23 protein-coding genes and 1 riboswitch are annotated in these 24,087 nt (G+C 64.2%); of the genes, 15 read left to right on the plus strand and 8 right to left on the minus strand.

Annotated features, from left to right (window positions below; genetic code table 11):
• Positions 1–6 precede the first annotated feature (6 nt).
• Positions 7–2,163, minus strand: coding sequence for a hypothetical protein (locus CK486_RS11125; protein ID WP_095940381.1), 2,157 nt, complete (start codon positions 2,161–2,163; stop codon positions 7–9).
• The gene (locus CK486_RS11130; RefSeq protein ID WP_256574411.1) at positions 2,150–3,328 is read right to left on the minus strand and encodes a DUF3142 domain-containing protein; all 1,179 of its coding nucleotides are present in this window, start codon (positions 3,326–3,328) and stop codon (positions 2,150–2,152) included. The genes CK486_RS11125 and CK486_RS11130 overlap by 14 nt, the downstream gene beginning before the upstream one ends.
• A gap of 101 nt (positions 3,329–3,429) precedes the next feature.
• On the opposite strand from CK486_RS11130, the gene CK486_RS11135 reads away from it, so the two are divergent.
• Positions 3,430–3,936, plus strand: a complete 507-nt coding sequence (locus CK486_RS11135) for a DUF3015 domain-containing protein (protein ID WP_095940383.1) — start codon at positions 3,430–3,432, stop codon at positions 3,934–3,936.
• Between the two features lie 64 nt (positions 3,937–4,000).
• Here the strand turns inward: CK486_RS11135 and glyA are convergent, their stop codons facing one another.
• Positions 4,001–5,254 (minus strand): serine hydroxymethyltransferase, encoded by a 1,254-nt coding sequence (gene glyA / locus CK486_RS11140; protein ID WP_095940384.1) that lies wholly within the window; start codon positions 5,252–5,254, stop codon positions 4,001–4,003.
• 279 nt (positions 5,255–5,533) lie between these two features.
• Entirely contained in the window at positions 5,534–9,652 is a 4,119-nt protein-coding gene (locus CK486_RS11145; protein ID WP_095940642.1) for an EAL domain-containing protein, read from the minus strand.
• Positions 9,653–9,981: 329 nt separating this feature from the next.
• Between CK486_RS11145 and ettA the strand changes: the two genes are divergently transcribed.
• Positions 9,982–11,649: an energy-dependent translational throttle protein EttA gene (ettA, locus tag CK486_RS11150; RefSeq protein ID WP_095940385.1), complete on the plus strand. Its 1,668-nt coding sequence runs from the start codon at positions 9,982–9,984 to the stop codon at positions 11,647–11,649.
• A 181-nt stretch (positions 11,650–11,830) separates the two neighbouring features.
• On the opposite strand, the gene CK486_RS11155 is transcribed toward ettA, so the two are convergent.
• From CK486_RS11155 to CK486_RS11170, 4 genes are all read right to left on the minus strand, one after another.
• Positions 11,831–12,268 (minus strand): thioesterase family protein, encoded by a 438-nt coding sequence (locus CK486_RS11155; protein ID WP_095940386.1) that lies wholly within the window; start codon positions 12,266–12,268, stop codon positions 11,831–11,833.
• Positions 12,268–13,140 carry a thioredoxin gene (trxA, locus tag CK486_RS11160; protein WP_095940387.1) on the minus strand — a complete coding sequence of 291 codons (873 nt, stop codon included), beginning with the start codon at positions 13,138–13,140 and terminating at the stop codon, positions 12,268–12,270. The genes CK486_RS11155 and trxA overlap by 1 nt, the downstream gene beginning before the upstream one ends.
• Before the next feature lie 68 nt (positions 13,141–13,208).
• Entirely contained in the window at positions 13,209–13,862 is a 654-nt protein-coding gene (locus CK486_RS11165; protein ID WP_095940388.1) for a methyltransferase, read from the minus strand.
• Positions 13,859–14,308: a YbaY family lipoprotein gene (locus CK486_RS11170; RefSeq protein WP_095940389.1), complete on the minus strand. Its 450-nt coding sequence runs from the start codon at positions 14,306–14,308 to the stop codon at positions 13,859–13,861. Before CK486_RS11170 ends, CK486_RS11165 begins: the two co-directional genes overlap by 4 nt.
• Positions 14,309–14,421: 113 nt before the next feature.
• Here CK486_RS11170 and nrdR point away from each other — a divergent pair, with 113 nt between their 5' ends.
• From nrdR to CK486_RS11235, 13 genes are all read left to right on the plus strand, one after another.
• Entirely contained in the window at positions 14,422–14,880 is a 459-nt protein-coding gene (gene nrdR / locus CK486_RS11175) for a transcriptional regulator NrdR (protein ID WP_095940643.1), read from the plus strand.
• Positions 14,881–15,999 carry a bifunctional diaminohydroxyphosphoribosylaminopyrimidine deaminase/5-amino-6-(5-phosphoribosylamino)uracil reductase RibD gene (gene ribD / locus CK486_RS11180; RefSeq protein ID WP_256574412.1) on the plus strand — a complete coding sequence of 373 codons (1,119 nt, stop codon included), beginning with the start codon at positions 14,881–14,883 and terminating at the stop codon, positions 15,997–15,999.
• Positions 16,000–16,056: 57 nt separating this feature from the next.
• A riboswitch (FMN riboswitch) is annotated at positions 16,057–16,214 on the plus strand.
• Positions 16,215–16,299: 85 nt separating this feature from the next.
• Entirely contained in the window at positions 16,300–16,959 is a 660-nt protein-coding gene (locus CK486_RS11185; RefSeq protein WP_095940390.1) for a riboflavin synthase, read from the plus strand.
• 15 nt (positions 16,960–16,974) lie between these two features.
• Positions 16,975–18,069: a bifunctional 3,4-dihydroxy-2-butanone-4-phosphate synthase/GTP cyclohydrolase II gene (gene ribBA / locus CK486_RS11190; protein ID WP_095940391.1), complete on the plus strand. Its 1,095-nt coding sequence runs from the start codon at positions 16,975–16,977 to the stop codon at positions 18,067–18,069.
• Between the two features lie 88 nt (positions 18,070–18,157).
• On the plus strand, positions 18,158–18,634 hold the full coding sequence (gene ribE, locus CK486_RS11195; RefSeq protein WP_095940392.1) for a 6,7-dimethyl-8-ribityllumazine synthase: 477 nt from the start codon (positions 18,158–18,160) through the stop codon (positions 18,632–18,634).
• Between the two features lie 14 nt (positions 18,635–18,648).
• Entirely contained in the window at positions 18,649–19,122 is a 474-nt protein-coding gene (gene nusB, locus CK486_RS11200; protein WP_256574421.1) for a transcription antitermination factor NusB, read from the plus strand.
• 119 nt (positions 19,123–19,241) lie between these two features.
• Positions 19,242–20,210, plus strand: a complete 969-nt coding sequence (thiL, locus tag CK486_RS11205) for a thiamine-phosphate kinase (protein ID WP_095940394.1) — start codon at positions 19,242–19,244, stop codon at positions 20,208–20,210.
• A complete protein-coding gene (locus CK486_RS11210) occupies positions 20,203–20,694 on the plus strand; it encodes a phosphatidylglycerophosphatase A (protein WP_256574413.1) in 492 nt (163 codons plus the stop codon). Before thiL ends, CK486_RS11210 begins: the two co-directional genes overlap by 8 nt.
• A gap of 11 nt (positions 20,695–20,705) precedes the next feature.
• Entirely contained in the window at positions 20,706–21,452 is a 747-nt protein-coding gene (locus CK486_RS11215) for an ABC transporter substrate-binding protein (protein WP_176481697.1), read from the plus strand.
• A complete protein-coding gene (locus CK486_RS11220) occupies positions 21,439–22,095 on the plus strand; it encodes a TIGR02281 family clan AA aspartic protease (RefSeq protein WP_095940395.1) in 657 nt (218 codons plus the stop codon). Before CK486_RS11215 ends, CK486_RS11220 begins: the two co-directional genes overlap by 14 nt.
• 134 nt (positions 22,096–22,229) lie before the next feature.
• A complete protein-coding gene (gene ribA / locus CK486_RS11225) occupies positions 22,230–22,838 on the plus strand; it encodes a GTP cyclohydrolase II (RefSeq protein WP_095940396.1) in 609 nt (202 codons plus the stop codon).
• Entirely contained in the window at positions 22,835–23,254 is a 420-nt protein-coding gene (locus CK486_RS11230) for an MFS transporter (protein WP_095940397.1), read from the plus strand. Before ribA ends, CK486_RS11230 begins: the two co-directional genes overlap by 4 nt.
• The gene (locus tag CK486_RS11235) at positions 23,221–24,048 is read left to right on the plus strand and encodes a cobalamin-binding protein (protein WP_256574414.1); all 828 of its coding nucleotides are present in this window, start codon (positions 23,221–23,223) and stop codon (positions 24,046–24,048) included. The genes CK486_RS11230 and CK486_RS11235 overlap by 34 nt, the downstream gene beginning before the upstream one ends.
• Positions 24,049–24,087 lie beyond the last annotated feature (39 nt).

Here is a 24,087-nt window from a genome sequence, read left to right on the forward strand (position 1 = left end):
GCTTCACTATAGACCCTGGCTGCGGGTGCGGCGACGCCACCAGGCGATACTGCCGGCAAATAGCACTCCTGCGACGCCGAACAAGGGCCACTTCCACTGACTCAGGTTGTGGCGGACACCGTTGAGTTGTTCCCGCCATTGGCTTGTCTGTGCCGCTGTGAAGTCTGGCTCCTGGCACTGGTGGCCGAAGTTGGCGGCCCAGGGCACATAGGGGCCGTTTTCCACATACTGCCGATAGAGGCGCCGGGCGCTGGTCAGGTCGACATACTCCACCCAGCCTGTGCCCTGGCAGAGAGTAGCGGCATACGCCTGGCTGGAGTGAGGCAGACGCTCGGCGGCCTGCTCGGCCAGCGTGGCGGCCAGATAGCGGTAGTGGTAACGCAGGTTGGGTTGGGGCAAGTGTTCAAGCTGGCGACTGGCTTCGGCCTTGCTCAGCCAGGGGCTGGGCTGCAGTTGCACGGGGCCGAAGGAATAGCTGCCACCGAGGACCTGATAGTCGGGCCCCATTTCGCTACCCAGCAGCTCCATGCCGTGTTGTCGTGCTAGCAGGCCGGCGCGGTACAGCGCTTCTGCCTGGCCGATTGCACTCCAGCGCGACTGCCCCTGCTCGCGGGCTTCGGCATAGTCATGGGCCTGTTGCTGCAGTTCGGCGCGGGCGAAATAGTCCGCCGCCTCGTCCCAGTGTTCGGCGCGCAGCAGGCGCCGGCCCAGCAGTTCACGCAGGCGGGCGGCGACGGGCAGGGGTTCATAGCTGTCGGCGGCCGGGATCTGCTCGGGCGTCGGGGCGGGTACGTGCTGGTCGACAAAACGCTTCAGTTCGTCGAGGGTCAGCACCCGCTCAGCCACTTCGGCGGTGTCATACCAGTACAGATCGCCACTGGCATAGAGCAGCTCGAAGGCTTGCAGGTAATCTCCTCGTTCCAGGGCAAGAATGGCGCTTTCACCTTCGACCCGGCAGCGCGGTTTGACCGTCTCGTGGCTCCAGTCCGGGGCGCGGCGAAAGCCCCATTGTTCGTCATCCGGGAATGCTTTGGCGGCTTTGGCGTAGGCGTCGCGCGCGGCATCCTTGTCGCCGTCCTGCAAGGCCAACTTGGCCCGCAGCCACCACGCCAGGCCGCTGTCGCCGGCGCGCTGGAGAAACTGGCGAGCCCCTTGGTAATCACCATGCTGGTAGCTGAGGGCGGCCAGGCGGTCGGCTTCGGCCAGCAGGCCATCGCCGCGTTGCAGCAGGCGTAGCACGTAGTCCGCACGCCCCTCCGGCTGCTCGCCATAAGACCAGTCCAGGTGGCTGAAGAGAAAGGCGGTGAGCAGGCTGGCGACGGCCGGTTGCTGCAGCAATGGGGAGAGTTGCTCCTCGGGCATCTGTCCCAGTTCGCGAGCCAGTTGCTTGAGCGAGCTGTAGCCGGTGGGCGAGTCGTGCTGCATCTGGCTGGCATAGAGGCGGATGGCGCCGTCCCAGTCGCCGGCCTGGCGCTGCAGGCGGGCTTGCTCGCCGAGGCTGGCGATGCCCAGCTCCAGCGGGTCGGCAAAGCCGCTGCTGCTCAGGGCGCGGGTTTGGGCGAAGGCGGCGCTGGCTTGCTCGCGCAAGGCCTGCTGGCGGGCCTGGGCATCTTCGGCGTTGCTGGCCGTCTCGCTCTGGTAGGTCAGCGCACGTCCCAGGGAGTAGGCGGCCCAGGTGCTGCGCAGGGAGCGCTCGCTGGCAGGCAGGGCGAGCAGGCGACGGAAGTAGTCGGCGGCCAGCGGCCAGTCGCCCTGGGCGAAGGCAACGGCGCCGGCGCTGTACAGGCGCAGCTCGGCGGGCAGGTCGGACGCGGCGGCTTCTGCGGTGGCTGGGTCGGTCAACCGGCGCAGTTCGGCCAGGCGTGCGGCTTGTTCGGAACTTAGGCCGACCTGTTCCTGTTCGTCTCGCTGTTCGATATAGCGCTGGTTATCTTCATCCCACCAGGGTTGCAGGGTGGCTTCGCTGGCCTTGCCGAGTCCGGCAACTGGTTGGCCGAGGCGTGCTGCCTCAGCTGCAAAGTTACCTTCGGGCAGGTCACTGAGACTGAGCTGGCGATCGCCCAGCAGGCGCAGCTGGAAGTCGGGGCCGCAGGCCAGTGTGGCGCTGCTGCCGATAATCAGCGCGCTGCCCAGCAGGGCATGGCGCCAGTCAGGGTTGTGCATTCCATCCTCCTTGATCGATTTCTTCGCAGCGTGCCCAGCCCAGTGCCAGTCGTGCGCCGGGGCGCAGTTCAGCAGGCTGCCGGCGGATAAACAAGAGCTGCGCCGGTTGGCGCTGCAGCTGGTAATGGCGCAGGCCGTCGGCTGCGCTGCACTGGCTGGCGGGCAGCTGCAAACGGGCGGGCAGTGGCCAGGGCAGATTGCCGCGGTTGTACAGACTCAGCTGGCTAAGGTCGTTCTCACGGTGGACCTGCAGCTCACCCTGCGGCTGCAGCGCCTCGCCACGGGCGACGGCCAGTAGTGTTGCCAGCGGCCAGCTGCGGCGATCGTCTGCCAGGGGTAGGCGAAACCAGATCAGCCCCTGCAGGTGTGGTAGAGGATGCTCGCTTAATTGGCGTAGCAGTAGAGCCATAGCGTGTGGGTCGCTGCGCAACTCGCGGCGAGGCGCGCGGCTGTCCACGGGTGCTTCGGCTTCGATCAATGGCCGTCGACCGGCATTGTCCAGCAAGGCTACCGAATAGGCGGGTAGAGCCAGCACAAAGGGTGTCTGGCTGCTCTGGCTCCAGCGCTCGGCCCATTTTCGGGCCTGAATGCTATCGAACAATCCCTCGCTGGCCGGCTGTACCGCATGCACCTGCAGCACGCTCTGCTGCACGCTACCGAGCAGGGCGGGCAGCTCGGGGCTATCCAGCCAGGCGGGTAGGGCTGTGATGGAGAGGCGAATGCTTTTCGGCAACTGCTGACGTAGAGCGATTAGCAGTTGGCGATAGCGACTCAGTTGCGCCGTCCCGGCATCATGGTCCAGCTCCAGTCCGACCAGCGGCAGGCCGGCTCTTCGCCAGTGTTCGAGGAGTGCCCGGCTTTTCCGGATTACCTCGTCCTGTTCTTTTGGCAAGCGGCCGTCCAGGCGTACCACTGCGACCAGTGGTCGGCCATCGGTCCGCAGCAGCGTCAGGTCGGGACGGGCCGCGCTCCAGCCCGCCTGCGGGTGGTACTGCAGAGCGAGCACGCGCAGCTGGCTGAAGGTTTCGCGCGTCTGCTGCAGTGCTTCGGCGTGGCTCGGCCGCCACTGCCGCTGCCAGATGTACAGCTGCTGGTCGAGCTCGGCGGGCGGCGTGCAGCCACTCAGCAGGCAGAGCAGGAGCAGCAGGGTTATCGGCTTGGGCATGATCACATCCATTTGGTCGGCAGAGTCTCCCTGCGGTTTGACAGGGTGGCAAGCCTGGTCAAGGCTCAAAACGCCTTTCCTCTCGCTAGATGGAGCACATGATGAACAAGCAACTGCTGGGCAAGGGATTGATGGTGGCGGTACTGGCAAGCATGAGCCTGGGCGCTCACGCGGCAGCGGCCGGCGGTAACGGCTGCGGCTGGGGCAATATGCTGTTCGAAGGCCAGAGCGGCATGGCTCCGCACTTCCTCGCCACGACCACCAACGGCACCTCGGGTAATGCCACCTTCGGCATGACTTCGGGGACCAATGGCTGCGACACCAGCGTCAAGCTGGGCTATGGCGGCCGCTCCATGCTGGCGATGAACGGCATGCTGGAGACCATCGCCGAAGACATGGCCCAGGGCCAGGGCGAGGCGCTGGACGCCTATGCCACCCTGCTGGGCATCGAGGCGCAGGACCGGGCGCATTTTGCCCAGGTGACCCAGCAGCACTTTGGCGAAATCTTCAGTAGCCAGGGCGCCACCGGTGATCAGGTGCTGGCGGCCACTCTGGAGGTGATGAGCCGCGACGCCAAGCTGGCCCGATATACCCGTCAGCCCGCCTGACGCTTTCAGGCGAGCACAAAAAAGCCCGGCATCTGCCGGGCTTTTTCTTGAACAGGCGGGACGCTTATTTGCCGTATACCGGCAGACGGGCGCAGACGGCCTTGACCTTCTCGCGTACGGCGTCGATGACCGACTCGTCGCCCATGTTCTGCAGGATGTCGCAGATCCAGCCGGCCAGCTCGCGGCACTCGGCTTCGCCGAAACCACGGGTGGTAACGGCCGGAGTACCGATGCGCAGGCCGGAGGTGACGAAGGGCGAGCGCGGATCGTTCGGCACGCTGTTCTTGTTCACGGTGATGTAGGCACGACCCAGAGCAGCGTCGGCGTCCTTACCGGTGATGTCCTGCTTGATCAGCGACAGCAGGAACAGGTGGTTCTGAGTACCACCGGAAACCACGTCGAAACCGCGCTCGATGAACACGGCTGCCATGGCCTGGGCGTTCTTCACCACCTGCTGCTGGTAAGCCTTGAACTCAGGCTGCAGCGCTTCCTTGAAGCACACGGCCTTGGCGGCAATGACGTGCTCCAGCGGGCCGCCCTGGCCGCCCGGGAAGACGGCGGAGTTCAGCTTCTTCTCGATCTCTTCATTGGCCTTGGCCAGGATCAGGCCGCCACGCGGGCCGCGCAGGGTCTTGTGGGTGGTGGTGGTGACCACGTCGGCGAACGGTACCGGGTTCGGGTACACGCCGGCGGCAACCAGACCGGCCACGTGGGCCATGTCGACGAACAGGTAGGCACCGACCTTGTCGGCGATGGCGCGGAAGCGGGCGAAGTCCAGCACCTGCGAGTAGGCGCTGAAGCCGGCGATGATCATCTTCGGCTGGTGCTCGACGGCCAGACGCTCAACTTCGTCGTAGTCGATCAGGCCGGCGTCGGTGATGCCGTACTGCACGGCGTTGTAGATCTTGCCGGAGAAGTTGACGGTGGCGCCGTGGGTCAGGTGACCGCCGTGGGCCAGGCTCATGCCCAGTACGGTGTCGCCCGGCTTGACCAGCGCCTGGAATACGGCAGCGTTGGCCTGGGAGCCTGCGTGCGGCTGAACGTTGGCGTAGTCAGCGCCGAACAGCTGCTTGGCGCGGTCGATGGCCAGCTGCTCGACGATGTCGACGTACTCGCAACCACCGTAGTAGCGCTTGCCCGGGTAGCCTTCGGCGTACTTGTTGGTCAGCACGCTGCCCTGGGCTTCCATGACGGCCGGGCTGGTGTAGTTTTCCGAGGCGATCAGCTCGATGTGATGTTCCTGGCGCTGGGCTTCTTGCTCCATCGCGGCAAACAGGTCGGCGTCGAAACGGGCGAGGGTCAAATCACGGCTGAACATGGGCGGTCACCTGGAAAATCAGCTGGGCGGAAGAAATAAGAACCTGTTCAAAGCCTGCTGCGCGTCGGAAAAACTGCGTTGAAAGTGGCTTCGGAATGCTCATTTACAACTCGTAAACTCCGCTTCCTCAGCCACTTTCGCCTTGTTTTTCTCTAGCTCGCGAGGCTTTGAACAGGTTTTAAGGGGGCGAATTCTAACCTATCTGCCCGTCCCTGGCATATGAATGGCCGTCATGTCGCAGACAAGCGGGGCTCATCGGCAGGGCCGGCAGGGTTCGCCTCAGTTGAGCATGAACAGCGCCGGGCCGCTGAACAGCTGGCTGAACTGGCTGGCCGGCATCGGCTTGCCGAACAGGTAGCCCTGCACCTGATCGCAGCCATGCTCGCGGAGGAAGTCCAGCTGGGCCTGGGTTTCCACGCCTTCGGCGATCACCGCCAGATTCAGGCTGTGGGCCATGGCGATGATGGCGCGGGCGATCTGCGCATCCTGCTCGCCGTCGGGCAGACCGTCGACGAAGCCACGATCGATCTTCAGCACGTCGATGGGGAACTGCTTGAGGTAGTTGAGCGAGCTGTAGCCGGTGCCGAAGTCGTCTACGGCAATGCACAGGCCGAGGCGCTTGAGGCCGGCGAGGATCTGCAGGGTCTCGGCCACGTCATGCATCAGAATACTTTCGGTCAGCTCCATTTCCAGTGCGGTGGAGGGGAGCTGGTGCTCCAGCAGGATGCGCGAGATGCGCAGGGCCAACTGGCCATCAGCAAACTGCCGTGCCGAGAGGTTTACCGAGACCTTGGGAATGTTCATGCCGGCAGCCTGCCAGCGTTTCATCTGCGCGCAGGCTTCGGCCAGTACCCAGTCGCCCACCTGCACCACCAGACCGAGCTCTTCCAGAACCGGGATGAACTCTGCAGGTGGTACCAGACCGCGGGTCGGATGCTGCCAGCGCAACAAGGCCTCGGCGCCGGTCAGGCAGCGGCCGTCACCGGAAAACTGCGGCTGGTAGTAGAGCGTGAACTGACCTTGTTCAAGGGCATGGCGAAGGTCACTCTCCAGCTCGAGGCGTTCCAGAGCCCGGGCGTTCATCTCGGCCTGATAGAACTGGAAGTTGTTCTTGCCCATTTCCTTGGCGTGGTACATCGCCGTGTCGGCGTTCTTCATCAACTGGCTCAGTTCCTGGCCGTCCTGCGGGCTCAGGGCGATGCCGATACTGGCCGTGACGAAGAACTCACGTCCTTCCAGGAGGAAGGGCTGGGCCATGCTGGTGAGAATGGCTTCTGCCACGTGGATGGCGCGATTCAGCGCGCCCTCGCGGGTGCTGCGCGAGGCCAGCAGCAGGGTGAACTCGTCACCGCCCATGCGCGCCACGGTTTCCTCTTCATCGACGCAGCCGAGCAGGCGCGCTGCCACTTCCTTGAGCATGCGGTCGCCGGCAGCATGGCCGAGGGAGTCGTTGATCGGCTTGAAGCGGTCTAGGTCAAGGAACATCAGCACCAGCCACTCACCATGCCGTTCGGCATGCTGCAGGGCACTGTGCAGACGGTCCTGGAACAGGCTGCGGTTGGGCAGTTGGGTCAACACATCGTAGTAGGCCAGACGGTGAATACGTTGCTCGCTGGCTTTGCGCTCGCTGATGTCGCTGAAGAAACACACGTAACTGACCAGATCGCCTTCGTCGTCACGGATGGCGGTGATACCGATCCATGCAGGGTACAGGTCGCCCTGTTTGCGCTTGAGCCAGATCTCGCCTTCCCAGCTGCCACGCCGCTCCAGGTGATCGATGATGTACTGCAGGGCGCCAGCTTGCTGATGGTTGGCCGTGAGCACGCCGGGGTGTCTATCGAGCACTTCGCTGGCCTGATAGCCCGTAATACGGGCGAAGGCGTGGTTGACCTGAACAATCGCGCCAGTAGGGTCGGTGACCAGGATTGCCGCCGTGGAGTGCTCGAACACCGTGGCGGCCATGCGCAGGTCTTTTTCCGCCCGACGCTGCTGGCTGATGTCGCGGGCGATACAGTGCAGACCGAGGAAGCGACCGCGCTCATCCCACATCAGCATCAGGCGCACTTCGACGGGAATTTTCTGTCCGTCTGCGCGCAGGCAGTCAAAGAAGAACTGCTGCGAGCCAAGCTGGCGCAGTTGGTTTAGCGCCTCGGGTTGTCCCGCTGCGGCTCGGATACGCTCAAGCAATTCAATGATGCCGGTGATCTGTGCCGGGTTGGCCGCGGTCTGCAACATGCCATGCTGCATAATCCATTCGCTGCTGTAACCGATAGCTTCTTCGACAGAGGAGCTGACGTAGTTGAGCTGCAATTGGGCGTCAGTGGTGTAGATAACGTCACTGGTGCTCTCGGCCAGCAGGCGGTAGCGCCGCTCGTTCTCGCGCAGCGATTCGCGGTCTTCGATCTGTGCGGTGATGTCCTTGGCGATGCCGATGAGACGACTGACGCGTCCCTGACTGTCGCGCGCCAGTGCCTGCTCGCGGATGTCGAACCAGTGCCAGCTGCCGTCTCGATGGCGCCAGCGCAGTTCGAACTGCATCAGTACCTGATTGCCAACCACCTGCTGGATGTTGCGCATGCGCTGGTACAGCTCGACATCATCGGGGTGGAGAATCTTTTCCCACAACTTGTCGCCCAAGGCGCGCAGTTCGGCCTTGCTGTAGCCGAGCTGTGGGCCGAGGTGGTTGTTGCTGAACATCACTCGTTTGCCGGGGATGTCATGAACGTAGAGCGTATCCGGCACCGCGCGCACCACCTCGGACCAGAAGCGCTCGCGCTCGATCAGCGAGACTTCGATGCGCTTGCGGCTGGTGATGTCGCTGAAGCCCAGGGTTACCGCGTGGTAGTCCTGAAGCATCTCCGGCAGGCGCATCACCAGCCACAGGTGGCGCTCGTGACCCTGCGGCGTGTGGATACGGGTTTCCAGTTCCAGCTGGGTCTGTCCACTGATCACCGCCGTAATCAGTTGGAAGGTATGACCGCCGCTAGCCAGGCTATCGCGCTGCAGCAGGTACTGATTAACCTGGTTCTGCTCGGCAATGCCCAGTAGGCGCAAGGCGATCTGGTTGGCTTCGGTGATGCGCAGCTGGGCCAGCAGCTCGTCGTGACGTTCTGGGTGATCGTTCAGCCAGCGTTCCAGGGCGGTGGCGCTGAAAATGCGTTGCTGGTGGAGGAACTGGCGAAGACCGAGCAGATCCAGCACGCACAGAGCGGTACTGCTGCCCTCGAAGATGTCCTGATAGCGTCGGCGGGTCTCCTGCATAACACGCAGCGCCTGCTGCTGTTCGGTGACGTCGCGTAGCACCCAGACATAACCGAGCAGGCGGGCATTCTCGCTGAGTTCGCTGCGGGTCACGGCGAATTGGCGAGCCTGGCCGTTCTGCAGAATCTGGATGATCTCCGGCTGCTCTTCACTGAATAGCGCACTGGCACTGAGTAGCAGTGGGTCCAGACCCGGAACCAGGCTGCGCAGTGGTCGCCCGCTGGCGTGGGCGCTGGACAGACCGAACATGGCCTCGGCCTGAGGGTTCAGGTAGGTCAGAAGGCCATCTGGGTCGCTGACCAGTACGCGCTCTTCAATCGCGCCGAGGGCGCTGGCGGCCTGATGCAGACTGCGCCGCGAGGCGGCGTTGAGCTCGCGCAGGCCGCGCTGCTCACGTTGCAGGCCATACAGGGTGATCAGGGTCAGGGCGCTGATCAGGGTGAACAACAGCAGTTTCCCCGCCATGCTCGGCAGCAGCCTAGCCTGCAGGTTGCGTGGGTCGAAGAGGGTGCGTAATTGCCAGTCAGTGCCCTGTACGTTCTGGGTGCTCAGGGTTAGCCCTTGGTCTTCGGCGCTCACCGGCACGCTGATGGGGCTGCTGCGTGCCTGGCCGAGGCTGCGGGTGAGGATGCGTTCGCTGGGCTGATCTTCGAGCAGCCAGGCATATTGCTGTCGCTCGCCCAGCTGCAGGGTTTGACTGAGTAGCTCCAGCGGCAGGCGCAGAACCCAGGAGGCGCTTCTGCCATCGTCCGGGTGTTCCTGCAGCAACAGGTAGATCATGCCGCCACTCTCACCGCTGAAGGCGTAGTGATAAGGCTGTGAGTGGTGGATGCGGTGCAGGCGTTGAATAAACTGCGAGTCGTTGACCTGATGACTGTCGTAGAGGCGCTGACCCTGATGGTCAAGATAGGTCAGGCTGTGCAAGCCGGGAAAAATACTGGTCAGTGCAGCTGCCAGTTGCAGACGATCATGGTTGTCGTTCTGGCGAATGATGGCCAGAGCCGAATGGGCCTTGAACTGCAAACTCAGCTCCAGATCCTGGCCCAGGTGGCTGACGTATTCCTCGCTGCGTTCGCGCTGATTGTTTTCCAGTTGCTGGAACTCGGCACGTAATTGCCAAACCAGCACGCCCAGCATCAGCAGCACCAGGGCGACCAGAGCGCCTTTCAGCGGGCCGCGCACAGGCAAACCGCTGGCATCGGTCAGGTGGCGAGGTGGGCGCTGGTGAGCGGGAACTTGCACGTTATAGGCCTGCTTCTACGGCGATTGGGCAGGAAAGCGGGAGCCACTGGCATCGGCTGCTTGCAAGCATGCCTGCTAGCGCGGCGAAGTGCCAGTACAGGCGACGAGCGTGGTTTGCCCGCGGGCCTGCATTCCGGTAGCTTTGCGCCACGCGCGCGGGCAGGCGACCTGAACAGCACAGGCCGCCCCCGGCAGTTCCTCATTTTTCCGCAACAAGGTCAGTCATGGCTCAATACGTCTACAGCATGCACCGGGTGAGCAAGGTCGTTCCCCCCAAGCGTGAAATCCTCAAAGACATCTCCCTGTCGTTCTTCCCCGGCGCCAAGATCGGTGTGCTGGGCCTGAACGGTGCCGGTAAATCCACCCTGCTGCGCATCATGGCCGGCGTCGACACCGAGATCGACGGCGAAGCCCGCCCGATGCCCGGCATCAAGGTCGGCTACCTGCCTCAGGAGCCGCAGCTAGACCCGCAGAAGACCGTGCGTGACATCGTTGAAGAGGCGGTCGGCGAGATCAAGCAGGCTCAGGCCCGTCTGGACGAGGTCTATGCCGCCTACGCCGAGCCGGATGCCGACTTCGATGCCCTGGCTGCCGAGCAGGCCAAGCTGGAAGCCATCCTGCAAAGCGCCGACGGTCACAACCTGGAGCGTCAGCTGGATGTGGCTGCCGATGCCCTGCGCCTTCCCGCCTGGGACGCCAAGATCGAGCACCTCTCCGGTGGCGAGAAGCGCCGCGTGGCGCTGTGCCGTCTGCTGCTGTCGGCCCCGGACATGCTGCTGCTGGACGAACCGACCAACCACCTGGACGCCGACTCGGTGGCCTGGCTGGAGCACTTCCTCCACGACTTCCCCGGCACCGTGGTGGCCATTACCCACGACCGTTACTTCCTCGACAACGTCGCCGGCTGGATCCTCGAACTGGACCGCGGTCACGGCATTCCGTATGAGGGCAACTACTCTGGCTGGCTGGATTCCAAGGCTGCCCGTCTGGCTCAGGAAGCCAAGCAGGAGTCGTCCCACGCCAAGGCCATGAAGGCCGAACTGGAGTGGGTGCGCCAGGGCGCCAAGGGCCGTCAGGCCAAGTCCAAGGCCCGTCTGCAGCGCTTTGAGGAAATGCAGTCGCAGGAATTCCAGAAGCGCAGCGAGACCAACGAGATCTACATCCCGGCCGGTCCGCGTCTGGGTGACAAGGTCATCGAGTTCAAGAACGTCTGCAAAGGCTACGGCGACCGCGTACTGATCGACGACCTGTCTTTCAGCATCCCCAAAGGCGCCATCGTCGGCGTGATCGGTGGTAACGGTGCCGGTAAGTCGACCCTGTTCCGCATGATCATGGGCAAGGAGCAGCCGGATTCGGGCAGCATCGAAATCGGTGAAACCGTGCAACTGGCCAGCGTCGATCAGAGCCGCGACAACCTCGACGGCAGCAAGACCGTTTGGGAGCAGGTCTCCGACGGCTTCGACATGATCAAGGTCGGCAACTACGAGGTGCCGTCGCGTGGTTATGTCGGTCGCTTCAACTTCAAGGGCGCCGACCAGCAGAAGTTCGTCAAGGACCTCTCCGGTGGTGAGCGCGGCCGTCTGCACCTGGCCCTGACCCTGAAGCAGGGCGGCAACGTGCTGCTGCTCGACGAACCGTCCAACGACCTCGACGTGGAAACCCTGCGTGCCCTGGAAGAAGCGCTGCTGGACTTCCCGGGCGTGGCCGTGGTGATCTCCCACGACCGTTGGTTCCTCGACCGTATCGCTACCCACATCCTCTCCTACGAGGACGATGGCAAGGTGTACTTCTTCGAAGGCAACTACACCGAGTTCGAAGCCGACCGCAAGAAACGTCTCGGCGATGCGGCCTCCCAGCCCCATCGTGTGCGTTACAAGAAGCTGGCGCAGTAAGCGTTCAGCTGCAAACAAGAACGGCGCCGCAAGGCGCCGTTCTTGTTTGGGTGTTTGGTTGCGTGGGCGAAGCGGTACGAGTCGCCAGAGTGGTGATGACGTCCTGTTGAGGCTGCGTTTGGGGCGATACCCTGGCCCGGCCATCTATGGCCGGGCGAAGCAGTGCTTCGCCTGATCGGGCTCACCCTGCCTGGTTGATCAACACCTCTGAGGCGCCGCGCTCGAAGGCGTCCCGAATGTCTTGCGGAATCGGCGTCTTCTGGAAGGTGGTGGCATCGACCATCACGTAGGTGGTGTCGGCTCGCGCTACGGGGCGCAGGCCGTTCTCGGCGCGGATTTCGAAGTGCAGGGTGAAGGACGTGGTGCCCAGGCTCTGGCACTGCACGCCAATCAGCAGCACCTCGTCAAAGCGTGCCGGTCCCTGCCATTCAATGAGCTGACGTACCACCTGGCTGTCCAAGCCGCGTTCGATCAGCGCCTGGTAGCTGCCGAACAGGGCGCGGTAGAACTCGGTGGCGGCGATGTCGATGTAGTCGCCGTAGCGCGCATTGAACACCACCTGCTGTGCATCGCACTCGCCATAGCGCACCCGCAGGCGCAGGCGAAAGGGCGCGCTCATCAGTACAGAGCCTGATACAGCTTGCGCCGGTAGGCGGTGACCAGCGGGTGATCGCTGCCGAGCAGGTCGAACACCTGCAGCAGGGTTTTGTGCGGCAGGCCGTTCTCGTAGCCGCGGTTGCGCACGAACAGCCGCAGCAGGGCATCCAGCGCCGGCTCGTACTGCTGGCGTGCCAGTTGCCAGATGGCCAGCTGGTAGGCCGCCTCGTCATCCTGCTCGTTCTGCGCTAGGCGCGATTTCAGCGTGGCAGCCTCCGGCAGCTGCTCGACCTGGCGCAGGAAGGTCAGCTGCGCCTTGGCGCCGGCCAGGGCCTGCTTGTGTTCGTCGCCCTTCACCGCATTGAGCACGGCCTCGGCCTCGCCCAGCTCACCACGTTCGGCCAGGCAGCGGGCGTAGAGGATCAGTGCCGCGCCGTTCTCGTTGTTCTCGGTCAGCACCTGCTTGAGCAGGGCTTCGGCTTCACCGATGCGGCCTTCGGCGAACAGCGCCTGGGCGGCTTCCATCGGGTCGGCGGCCAGGGGTGCCGGTTCGGTCACATGGGGTTTGAGCATCTCGCGGATGGCAGACTCCGGCTGGGCGCCGGCAAAGCCGTCAACCGGCTGGCCGTCTTTGAACAGCACCACGGTCGGCAGGCTGCGGATGCCGAAGCGCATGACGATGTCCTGTTCGATATCGCAGTTGACCTTGGCCAGCAGCAGTTCGCCGCGGTACTCCTCGGTGATCTTGGCCAGCAGCGGCATCAGAGCCTTGCACGGCGCACACCACTCGGCCCAGAAGTCCACCAGCACCGGCTTGTGGAAGGAGTTCTCGATGACCAGCTGTTCAAAGCTGGCACTGCCTGCGATGTCGAAGATGTAAGGGGTGTCGCTCATGTCGGATCTCAGATGGAGGCGAGGGCAATGCGGCTAAAGATGCGGGCTATGGCGCCGGTATACAAGGGTTAGCGGCGGGCGTGATACAGGCTGACGTTGCGGAATTCGGCCGGCTCGGCCAGGTCCGGCCAGGTGCAGGCGTCCAGCATGCCCAGACGTTGGTAGAGCGGGTGCTGAAAATCCTTGACCCGCGAGTCGGCGACCAGAGCCTCGCGGCCGCGGCTGAGAAAATGATCAAGCAGCGGCAGGTTGGCGCGGTCGTAGAGCACGTCGGCGACGATGATCAGGTCGAAGCGGTCATCCTCGGCGAAGAAGTCCGGCGAATAGCTCAGCTCAACGCCATTGAGCGCCGCGTTGGCGCGGCAGGCTTCGATGGCCAGGGGGTCGAGGTCGCAGGCTACCACCTCCAGGGCGCCGGCCTTGGCCGCAGCAATGGCCGCCACACCGGAGCCGGCGCCGAAGTCCAGCACGCGTTTGCCGCGCACCCATTCGGGCCGTTCGGCCAGCCAGCGGGCCAGCGCCAGGCCGCTGGCCCAGCAGAAGCACCAGTAGGGCGGCTCTTCGAGGATGCGCCGGGTTTCCTCGGCATTGAAGGCGCGATCCATGTTCAGCGCATCGATCAGCCACAGCCTGAGATCGGTGCCGGGCAGGGTTTCGATGCTGAGCCGGGCATCGCCGAGCAATTGCTGCAGCGGTTGCAGCAGGCTGAGCGGGGCAGTCATGGTGCACGCACCAGCTGCAGCGGGCCGAAGTCGCGGCTCTGGGTCGGATTCAGGGCTTGCGGTGGCAGGCGCAGAATCAGCCGGCCGGACTGGCTGACCCGGGCGCGCAGTTCGAAACGGCCGTCACCCGGCAGGCTCTGCGGATCAAAACTCAGCGCAAAGGGCAGGGCGCCGCCCTGGCCCAACAGGCGCTGGCTGGCATAGCTCTTCAACGGACGGCCCTTGCTGTCGACCTGCAACAGGGCGATCTCGGCTTCGGCGTCGGCGGGAATGCCCAGCAGGCTGCCGCTGAGCTGGCGCAGGTGACCCGGCAGCGGCGCGGCAATGGCCTGCTCGGCGCTCGGGCGTTTGGGCTTGGCCGGTGCCGGCGAGGCTTTTTCCGGCTGGCTACTGCAGGCGGCCAGCAGCAGGGCGAGGGACAGCAGCACAAGGCGGTGCGGGGACATGGGCAGGCTCCCGGTGAAATCGACGGGCGCCTGTATACCGCAAAGTGGCTGGCTTGTCTTGAGAGTGGGATCGGCTACCATGGCCGCTTCATTTGCCACTGCCAGTTGCCGCCATGCATTGTCCGTTCTGCGGTGCCCACGACACCAAGGTCATCGATTCCCGTCTGGTCGCCGAGGGCGAGCAGGTGCGCCGCCGGCGCGAGTGCCTGGCCTGCGAGGAGCGCTTCACTACCTTCGAGACCGCCGAACTGGTGATGCCGCGCCTGATCAAGTCCGATGGCAGCCGTCAGCCCTTCGACGAAGAGAAGCTGCGCGCGGGGATGCAGCGGGCGCTGGAGAAGCGCCCGGTCAGCGTCGAGCGTCTGGAAGAGGCCATTGCCCATATCAAGCACAAGCTGCGCGCCACCGGCGAGCGCGAGGTGAAGTCGCGTGTCCTCGGCGAGCTGGTGATGACCGAGCTGTCCAAGCTCGATGAGGTGGCCTATATCCGCTTTGCCTCGGTCTACCGCCGCTTTCAGGACCTCAACGAGTTCCGCGAAGAGATCGAGCGCCTGTCGCGGGAGCACGACTGAGTGCAGCTGTCCGATCAGGCGTACATGGCGCGGGCGCTGGAGCTGGCGCGCAAGGGACTGTATTCCACTCATCCCAATCCGCGCGTCGGTTGCGTGATCGTTCGTGATGGGCAGATCGTCGGCGAGGGCTGGCACGCCAAAGCCGGCGAGCCCCATGCCGAAGTGCACGCGCTGCGCGCCGCCGGCAGCCGGGCTCATGGTGCCACCGCCTATGTGACGCTGGAGCCGTGCAGCCACTTCGGTCGCACTCCGCCCTGCGCCAATGCGTTGATCGAGGCTGGTGTGGCGCGGGTGGTGGCAGCGATGCAGGACCCCAATCCGCAGGTGGCTGGGCAAGGGCTGGCCCGGCTGGCCGAGGCCGGCATCGAAGTGGTCTGTGGTGTGCTGGAAAGCGAGGCGCGGGCAGTGAATGTCGGCTTCATCAAGCGCATGGTGCACGGCCTGCCGTTTGTCCGGGTCAAACTGGCGATGAGCCTAGACGGGCGCACGGCCATGGCCAGTGGCGAGAGCCAGTGGATCACCGGCCCTGCCGCGCGGGCGGCGGTGCAGCGTCTGCGCGCCCAGTCCAGCGTGGTCATCAGTGGTGCCGATACCGTGCTGGCCGATCAGGCACGGCTGACGGTGCGTGCCGAGGAGCTGGGGCTGAACGCCGAACTCACGGCCCTGGCCATCGACCGGCCGCCGCTGCGCGTGCTGATCGACGGGCGCCTGCGCGTGCCGCTCGATGCGCCTTTCTTTCAGGCTGGCAGAACGCTGGTGGCGACCTGCGCGGTGGCCTCGGCGCGGCAGCGCTATCAGGAAGAGGGGCATGAGTTGCTGGCCATTCCCCACGCCCATGGCCATGTCGATCTGCGCAAGCTGTTGCAGGAGCTGGCCGGGCGCGGCGCCAACGAGGTGCTGGTCGAGGCCGGGCCGAAACTGGCCGGCGCTTTTGCCCGCGCCGGGCTGGTCGACGAGTACCAGCTGTTCGTCGCCGCCAAGTTCCTCGGCTCCTCTGCCCGCCCGCTGCTGGACTGGCCGCTGGCGCGGATGGCCGAGGCGCCGCAGCTGAAAATCACCGATATGCGCGCCGTGGGCGATGACTGGCGGATTACCGCCGTGCCCATCACCAGCGCCTAGTGCGCTCCCGTGGCGCGGCAATCTGTGGTAAAACTGCCGCAGCCACGCGAGTGGCCATAACGTTCTCAGGGCGGGGTGCAATTCCCCACCGGCGGTAATGCAGCGCAAGGCTGCTAGCCCGCGAGCGCTCCCACGGCTTACCCGCCGACGGAGGTCAGCAGACCCGGTGTGATTCCGGGGCCGACGGTCATAGTCCGGATAAAGAGAGAGCGGGATTGCGTGACGGACGCGCCTGGCGTGTGTCCGGTCCATCCCTTTCGATTCTTGTGCCCTGTTTTTCTCAAAACAGGAGTTTCAACCGTGTTCACCGGCATTATCGAAGCCATTGGCACCATCCGCGCGCTGAGCCCCAAGGGCGGCGATGTGCGTGTCTATGTGGAAACCGGCAAGCTGGATCTGGCGGACGTCAAACTGGGCGACAGCATTGCCGTCAACGGCGTGTGCCTGACTGCCGTGGAGTTGCCCGGCGACGGCTTCTGGGCTGACGTCAGCCGCGAAACCCTGGCGCGCACCGCCTTTATCGATCTCAAGACCGGCAGCAAGGTCAACCTGGAAAAGGCCCTGACACCGAGCAGCCGCCTGGGCGGTCATCTGGTCAGCGGCCATGTGGACGGCGTGGGCGAGATTCTCAAGCGCGAGGACAATGCCCGTGCCATCCAGTTCACCGTGCGCGCCCCGCGCGAACTGGCCAAGTACATCGCCCTCAAGGGCTCAATCACCGTCGACGGCACCAGCCTGACGGTGAATGCCGTCAATGGCGCCGAGTTCGAGCTGACCATCGTGCCCCACACCCTGGCCGAAACCATCATGGCCGACTACCGGCCCGGACGGCAGGTCAACCTTGAAGTCGATCTGCTGGCGCGCTATCTGGAGCGTCTGCTGCTCGGCGACAAGGCCGCCGAGCCGGCCGCTTCCGGCATCAGCGAAAGCTTTCTGGCCGAACACGGCTACCTCAAATAAGTAAGGACTGGCCCCATGGCTCTGAATACCGCTGAAGAACTGATCGCAGACATCCGCGCCGGCAAGATGGTCATCCTCATGGATGACGAGGACCGCGAGAACGAAGGCGACATCATCATTGCCTCGGAATGCGTCACCGCCGAGCACATCAACTTCATGGCCCGCTTTGCCCGTGGCCTGATCTGCATGCCGATGAGCCGCGAGCGCTGCGAGCTGCTCAAGCTACCGCTGATGGCGCCGCGCAACGGTTCCGGTTTCGGCACCAAGTTCACCGTCTCCATCGAGGCCGCCGAGGGTGTGACCACCGGCATTTCCGCGGCCGACCGGGCGCGCACCGTGCAGGCTGCCGTGGCTAAGGGCGCCGTGGCCGACGATATCGTCAGCCCGGGCCATATCTTCCCGCTGATGGCGCAGCCCGGTGGCGTACTGGCCCGCGCCGGTCACACCGAGGCTGCCTGCGACCTGGCGCGTATGGCCGGTTTCGAGCCGAGCGGTGTGATCTGCGAGATCATGAACGACGATGGCACCATGGCCCGCCGCCCTGAGCTGGAAGTGTTCGCCGCTGAGCACAATCTGAAGATCGGCACCATCGCCGACCTGATCCACTACCGCCTGATCCACGAACGCACCGTGCAGCGCGTCAGTGAGCAGAAGATCGACAGCGAGCTGGGTCAGTTCAATCTGGTCAGCTACCGCGATGCTCTGGATGACAGCGTGCACATGGCCCTGACCCTGGGCAGCATCTGCGCCGAAACGCCGACTCTGGTACGCGTGCACAACGCCGACCCGTTGCGCGACCTGTTCATGGTCAGGCAGGCCGGGCGCTGGAGCCTGCGTGCGGCCATGGCCGAAGTGGCCAAGGCCGGGAGCGGCGTGGTGCTGCTGCTGGGTAATCCGATCAACGGTCCGGAACTGCTGGCTCAGCTCGAGCGCGGTCAGGGCACTGAAAACAAGTCGGCCAGCCCGGCCACCTACAGCACCGTGGGCGCCGGCTCGCAGATTCTGCGCGATCTGGGCGTACGCAAGATGCGTCTGCTCAGCTCGCCGATGAAGTTCAATGCGATATCCGGCTTCGATCTGGAAGTAGTAGAATACGTGCCCGCTGAATAAGCCGGTCTGCCGACCCGCTGTTCATATCCTATGTTTACAGTGCGCTGTGAGTGGCGCACTGGCTCTTTAACGCCATACGAGACTCGCCATGACCCTGAAGACCATCGAAGGTACCTTCATCGCCCCCAAGGGCAAGTACGCCCTGGTAGTGGGCCGCTTCAACAGCTTCGTCGTCGAAAGCCTGGTCAGCGGCGCCGTTGACGCCCTGGTGCGCCACGGTGTGAGCGAAAGCGACATCACCCTGATCCGTGCACCGGGCGCTTTCGAAATCCCGCTGGTGGCCCAGAAGGTTGCCCAGCGTGGCGAGTACTCCGCGATCATCGCCCTGGGTGCGGTGATCCGTGGCGGTACCCCGCATTTCGAATACGTGGCCGGTGAGTGCACCAAGGGTCTGGCCCAGGTGTCCATGGAGTTCGGTGTACCGGTCGCTTTCGGCGTGCTGACGGTCGATTCCATCGAACAGGCCATCGAGCGTTCAGGCACCAAGGCTGGTAACAAAGGCGCCGAAGCCGCGCTCTCCGCTCTGGAAATGGTCAGCCTGCTGGCGGCCCTGGAGGCCAAGTGAGCCTGAATCACGATATCGACAGCCCCGAGCAGCCCGCCGGTAAGCCGGCCAAGGGCAAGACCGCGGCGCGTCGTCAGGCCCGTAGCCTGGCCATGCAGGCCCTGTATCAGTGGCACATGGCGGGCCAGTCGATCAACGAGATCGAGGCGCAGTTCCGCGTCGACAACGATTTCGCCAATGTCGACGGCGCCTACTTCCGCGAGATTCTGCACGGCGTGCCGGCGCAGAAGAGCGAGATTGATGCACTGCTGGAGCCGCATCTGGACCGCCCGATGGCTGATCTGGACCCGGTCGAGCTGGCCATCCTGCGTCTGTCCAGCTTCGAACTGCGCAATCGTCTGGATGTCCCGTATCGCGTGGTGATCAACGAAGGCATCGAGCTGGCCAAGGTCTATGGCGCCACCGACGGGCACAAGTTCGTCAACGGCGTGCTGGACAAGCTGGCTCCGAGCCTGCGCGCGGCTGAAGTCAAAGCCAACAAGCGTTGATTCAGGAAGACCCGGGACGGTGAGCGAGCGGAGCGTGGAGCTGGGCATGAAATGCGCTGCATGCAAGTGCCGCACAGCATTGCCCCTCGCCTTTGCGCCTGCCGGCCCCGGGCTTTCGAATGGGTGAGTTTGAGCTTATCCGCCGCTTCTTCGCCGCCGCGTCCTGTGCTCAGGCCGGCGGCGAAGTCGCATTGGGCATCGGTGACGACTGTGCCCTGCTGACGGTGCCGGCGGGCGAACAGCTCGCGGTGTCGACCGATACCCTGGTGGCCGGGGTGCACTTTCCCGACCCCTGCGATCCTTCTCTGCTGGCCCAGCGCGCCCTCGGTGTGACGGCCAGTGATCTGGCGGCCATGGGCGCCACACCCATCGGCTTCACCCTGGCTTTGACTCTGCCACAGGCGGATGCCGGCTGGCTGGAGGCCTTTGCCGATGGGCTCAATCAGGCCGCTGGGCGGCATGGTTTGCGCCTGATCGGCGGCGATACCACGCGTGGCCCGCTGAGCCTGACGCTGACCGTGTTCGGCCGAGTCCCGGGCGGAGTAGCGCTGCGCCGCAGTGGCGCGCGGCCTGGTGATCTGCTCTGCGTGGGGGGAAGCCTTGGTGATGCCGCAGCGGCCCTGCCGCTGGTGCTGGGCCAGCAGCAACTGCCTGCCGAGCTGGCTGAGCCCCTGCTGGCGCGTTACTGGCAGCCGCAGCCGCAGCTGGCATTGGGGCAGGCGCTGCGCAGGCTGGCCACCGCGGCACTGGATATCTCCGATGGCCTGCTGGCCGATGCAGGGCATATTGCCGCGTCTTCGAATGTGACACTGTGTATCGAGCTGGCGCGTGTGCCGCTGTCGCCTGCGTTGCAGCAGCTTTCCCGCGAGCAGGCATTGAACTGTGCGCTGAGTGGTGGCGATGACTACCGCCTGCTGTTTACTCTGCCTCCCGAGCATCTTTCCACTCTGCAGGCCCAGTGGCCTGAGCTGGCTGTTTTGGGGTGGGTGGAGGCCGGTTGTGGCGAGGTAAGGCTGTTGGCCGAGGATGGCCGCGAGCTGCAGCAGCCTGTGGGCGGCTATCAACATTTTGGACAGAATCGTGACTGACAATGCTGTAACGCCCATTCCACCGTCCGTGTGGCGCAATCCCTGGCACTTTCTCGCCTTCGGCTTCGGTTCCGGCACCTTGCCCAAGGCGCCGGGCACCTGGGGTTCTCTGGTGGCCCTGCCATTCATGCCTTTGTGGCAGATGCTGCCGGACTGGGGTTACTGGCTGATGCTGGGCGTGACCATGCTGTTCGGCTTCTGGCTGTGTGGCAAGGTGGCCGATGATCTGAGGGTGCATGACCACGAGGGCATCGTCTGGGACGAGATGGTCGGCATGTGGATTACCCTGTGGCTGGCGCCCGCCGGCTGGCAGTGGTTGCTGCTAGGCTTTCTGGTGTTTCGTCTGTTCGATATTCTCAAGCCCTGGCCGATCCGCTGGATTGACCGCCATGTGCATGGCGGGGTTGGGATCATGCTCGATGATGTCCTGGCCGGGGTCTTCGCCTGGCTGAGCATGCAGTTGATCATCTGGAGTTTCACCTGACAGGAGGCTGCATGGGCAAGTGGTGGTTGCTGTTAGGCGCTCTGGCGCTGCCGCTGCTGGCGCAGGCTGAGCCGCTTCAGCGGATCAATCTTGTCACCGAACAGTGGCCAGGGCACACCAATCCAGACGGTACAGGATTGGCCTTCGATCTTTTGCGTAAGGTCTATGAGCCTGCAGGTATTGAGCTTCACTACCGCATAGTGCCTTACACGCGGGCTATTGGCTTGGTGCAGCGTGGCGAGGCAGACGCATTCGTCGGCGCCTATCCCAATGAAGTGCCGCAGGTGTTTTTTCCGCGCTGGCATTACGATGCTGACCAGATCAGCGCTCTGAGTCTGACTGATAAGCCTGTTCCGACCCTCGAGACCCTTGGGTTTTACCGCTTGTCTTGGGCGAGAGGGTATAGCTACGAAAAGTATCTGCCGAATGTGCGCGAGTTCCGCGAGGTGCACCGGCGTGGCGGTATTCTCGCCATGCTCGAACGCGGGCATGCCGACTTCTTCATTGATGCCAGTACTGAGGTTGAAGATGTGCTGGCAGGGTCGGATCGTCCGCAGGACTACCGGATTACCCCACTGACCCGTTTGCCGCTGTACTTGGGTTTTGTCGATGATGCCCGTGGCCGTGAGTTGGCAGCTATCTATGATCAGCGTCTGCAGGTGCTAGTGCGCTCTGGTGCGCTGCGGCCGCTGTTCAAGCGCTGGGATGCGCCGTACCCCTTCGACAAGGAATTGGAGAAACCTTATGCGTTGCCGTAACACCCTGTCGCGCCGGCTGCTGCCCCTGTTGCTGGTTTGGGCGCCGCTGGCCGGTGCCGCGCCTGCCGTTCAGGTGGTTGGCCTGTTTCCGGGCGCAGCCGTGCTCAATGTCGACGGCGTGCGCAAGCTGGTCAAGGTTGGTCAGGCCGGGCCCTCAGGTGTGCAGGTGGTCAGTGTCGACCGCACCGGTGCGCAACTGCGCGTCGAGGGAGTCGAGCGTCGCTATGAGCTGAGTCGCGACTACTCCCAGGGCTACAGCACGCCGGAGAAACAGCAGCTGAGCATTGCCCAGGGCGCTGGCGGGCATTATTGGGTGGCCGGAGCGATCAAGGGGCAGCCGGTGCAGTTTCTAGTCGACACGGGGGCGACCTCGGTGGCCATGAACGAGGCCCAGGCTCGGCGTCTGGGTCTCGATTTTCGCGTCAGTGGCCGACCCATGGTGGTCAATACGGCCAGCGGTGTGGCCAAGGCCTGGCAGATCACGCTGCCCAACGTGAAAGTCGGCAGCATCGAAGTGCTCGGTGTCGAGGCTGCCGTGCTTGAGGGTGATGCGCCGACCGATGTGCTGCTGGGCATGAGTTTTCTCAATCGCGTGCGCTGGCGCGAAGAGCAGGGCGTTCTGCAGCTGGAGTCGAAGCTCTGACCCTCTGCTGAGCATTCCGGCGAGCCCGTCATTCAGCCAGGCAATTGCCGCTATCGGCATGACCCCAGGGCCAGGCGCTGCTGTTACAATGCCCGCCCTGATTTCCACCTGCTGCCGATTTCCAGGAGCTCCCGGTGTCTGTCGTTTTTGTCGCCGCCTCGCAATTGCCCACACCCTTCGCGGTGTTCACCATGCATGGCTTCCTCGATGAGGCCAGCGGCAAGGAGCATGTGGCTCTGACCCTGGGTAATGTCGCCGATGGTGCCCCGGTGCTGGGGCGTCTTCACTCCGAGTGCCTGACCGGCGATGCCCTGTTCAGCCAGCGCTGCGACTGTGGCGCGCAGCTGGAAGCTGCCCTACGGGCGATTGCCGCTGAAGGTCGTGGTGTATTGCTGTACCTGCGCCAGGAAGGTCGCGGCATTGGGCTGCTGAACAAGATCCGCGCCTATGAGCTGCAGGATGGTGGTGCCGATACGGTGGAGGCCAATGAGCGTCTGGGTTTTGCCGCCGACCAGCGTGACTACTCGATCTGCCAGCCGATGCTCGATCACCTGGGTATCAGCAGCGTCAAGCTGATGACCAACAACCCGCGCAAGGTCAAAGCCCTGGAAGGCTTTGGCGTGCGAGTGGCTGAGCGCGTTCCGTTGCAGGTTGGCCTGAACCCGCACAACAAACTGTACCTGGCCACCAAGGCCGGCAAGTTGGGGCATATGCTCGGCCTCAAGCATCAGGAAGAAGAATGACCCGCGGCGAGGTGCGCCGGCGTCTGGCTGTACAGTGGTGGCGTCAGCTGCTGTTGAGCCTGGCGCCCTTGCTGGCCATGAGTCTGATCTTCGGCGGTGAGTCCAGCTTGCTGGCCATACTGGAAATGCCGCTGTTCATCGGTGCACTGGCCTCTCTGTTCGTGACCCTGCCGCTGTTCTCCGGGTACAAGCGTGCCCTGATTGCCACCGAGCGCAGCCTCGATACCGATGCCGAACATGACGCCTGGCTGGCCTTGGCGCGTCAGCGCAGCAAAGGCCTGTTGGCGGCAGGGTTGCCGGCCTGGATCGGTGCCCTGGCGGTGCTCGCCGGGCTCAATGCGGTGGCCCTGACCCTGCTGGCACTGGCCAGCGTGGTGTTGCTGTGGCTTTATCGCCTCCCGCCCCAGCTGGGCTGAAAGCTGCCCTGGCGCTGAGCGCCTTGCTGCTGGCGCAATCGCTGGCAGCCGCGCCCAGAGTGATTACGCTGGCGCCCTCGCTCGCTGAAATCATGGTCGAGCTGGACAGCGCCGATCTGGTGGTCGGTGTGCTGGACTCGGGCGTGCGTCCCCGTGAGTTGGCCGGTCGGCCCTCGGTTGGACGGCATGCCCAGCTGGAGCTGGAAAGCCTGCTCAGCCTCAAGCCCGATCTGGTGCTGCTGTGGCCGGACAGTATTTCCCGCAGCCAGCGCGAGCAGCTCGAAGGCCTGGGCATCCCGCTGTATGTGGCCGAGCCCCATGATCTGGACCAATTGGCCCGGCAGTTCCGGGAGATTGCTGTGCAACTGGGGCGGGCCGAGGTAGGTGAGCGCCTGTCGGAGCGCTTCACACGCGGTCTGGCCGACTTGCGTCAGCGCTATGCCGGGCGCGAGCCGGTGACGGTGTTCTATCAGGTCTGGCACGAGCCTCTGTTCACCCTGGGCGGGCAACAGATTGTCAGCGATGCACTGCGCGTATGCGGCGCGCGCAATGTGTTCGCCGACCTGTCCCTGCCGGCGCCGCAGGTCAGTGTCGAGTCGGTATTGGCGCGTGATCCGCAAGTGATTCTGGGGGGCAGCGACGCTCAGTTGGAACCCTGGCAACAGTGGCCGACCCTGCAGGCCGTGCGTAAGCAGCAACTCTGGGAAGTGCCCGACAAGGGACTGGAGCGACCGAGCTTTCAGATGCTCGGTGCGCTGGAAAAGCTCTGCGCAGTCCTGCACAAGGCCCGTTAAGCAGGCATCAAACAAAAGGCCCCTTTCGGGGCCTTTTGT

The sequence above is a fragment of the Pseudomonas sp. HAR-UPW-AIA-41 genome (assembly GCF_002304225.1).
Taxonomy (GTDB): Bacteria; Pseudomonadota; Gammaproteobacteria; order Pseudomonadales; family Pseudomonadaceae; genus Aquipseudomonas.

Bases quoted from the DNA above. Each gene is read 5' to 3' on its own strand.
- CK486_RS11125 (WP_095940381.1), bottom strand. From the start codon at position 2,163: ATGCACAACCCTGACTGGCGCCATGCCCTGCTGGGCAGCGCGCTGATT.
- CK486_RS11130 (WP_256574411.1), bottom strand. From the start codon at position 3,328: ATGCCCAAGCCGATAACCCTGCTGCTCCTGCTCTGCCTGCTGAGTGGC.
- CK486_RS11135 (WP_095940383.1), top strand. From the start codon at position 3,430: ATGAACAAGCAACTGCTGGGCAAGGGATTGATGGTGGCGGTACTGGCA.
- glyA (WP_095940384.1), bottom strand. From the start codon at position 5,254: ATGTTCAGCCGTGATTTGACCCTCGCCCGTTTCGACGCCGACCTGTTT.
- CK486_RS11145 (WP_095940642.1), bottom strand. From the start codon at position 9,652: ATGCTGGGCGTGCTGGTTTGGCAATTACGTGCCGAGTTCCAGCAACTG.
- ettA (WP_095940385.1), top strand. From the start codon at position 9,982: ATGGCTCAATACGTCTACAGCATGCACCGGGTGAGCAAGGTCGTTCCC.
- CK486_RS11155 (WP_095940386.1), bottom strand. From the start codon at position 12,268: ATGAGCGCGCCCTTTCGCCTGCGCCTGCGGGTGCGCTATGGCGAGTGC.
- trxA (WP_095940387.1), bottom strand. From the start codon at position 13,140: ATGAGCGACACCCCTTACATCTTCGACATCGCAGGCAGTGCCAGCTTT.
- CK486_RS11165 (WP_095940388.1), bottom strand. From the start codon at position 13,862: ATGACTGCCCCGCTCAGCCTGCTGCAACCGCTGCAGCAATTGCTCGGC.
- CK486_RS11170 (WP_095940389.1), bottom strand. From the start codon at position 14,308: ATGTCCCCGCACCGCCTTGTGCTGCTGTCCCTCGCCCTGCTGCTGGCC.
- nrdR (WP_095940643.1), top strand. From the start codon at position 14,422: ATGCATTGTCCGTTCTGCGGTGCCCACGACACCAAGGTCATCGATTCC.
- ribBA (WP_095940391.1), top strand. From the start codon at position 16,975: ATGGCTCTGAATACCGCTGAAGAACTGATCGCAGACATCCGCGCCGGC.
- ribE (WP_095940392.1), top strand. From the start codon at position 18,158: ATGACCCTGAAGACCATCGAAGGTACCTTCATCGCCCCCAAGGGCAAG.
- thiL (WP_095940394.1), top strand. From the start codon at position 19,242: ATGGGTGAGTTTGAGCTTATCCGCCGCTTCTTCGCCGCCGCGTCCTGT.
- CK486_RS11215 (WP_176481697.1), top strand. From the start codon at position 20,706: ATGGGCAAGTGGTGGTTGCTGTTAGGCGCTCTGGCGCTGCCGCTGCTG.
- CK486_RS11220 (WP_095940395.1), top strand. From the start codon at position 21,439: ATGCGTTGCCGTAACACCCTGTCGCGCCGGCTGCTGCCCCTGTTGCTG.
- CK486_RS11230 (WP_095940397.1), top strand. From the start codon at position 22,835: ATGACCCGCGGCGAGGTGCGCCGGCGTCTGGCTGTACAGTGGTGGCGT.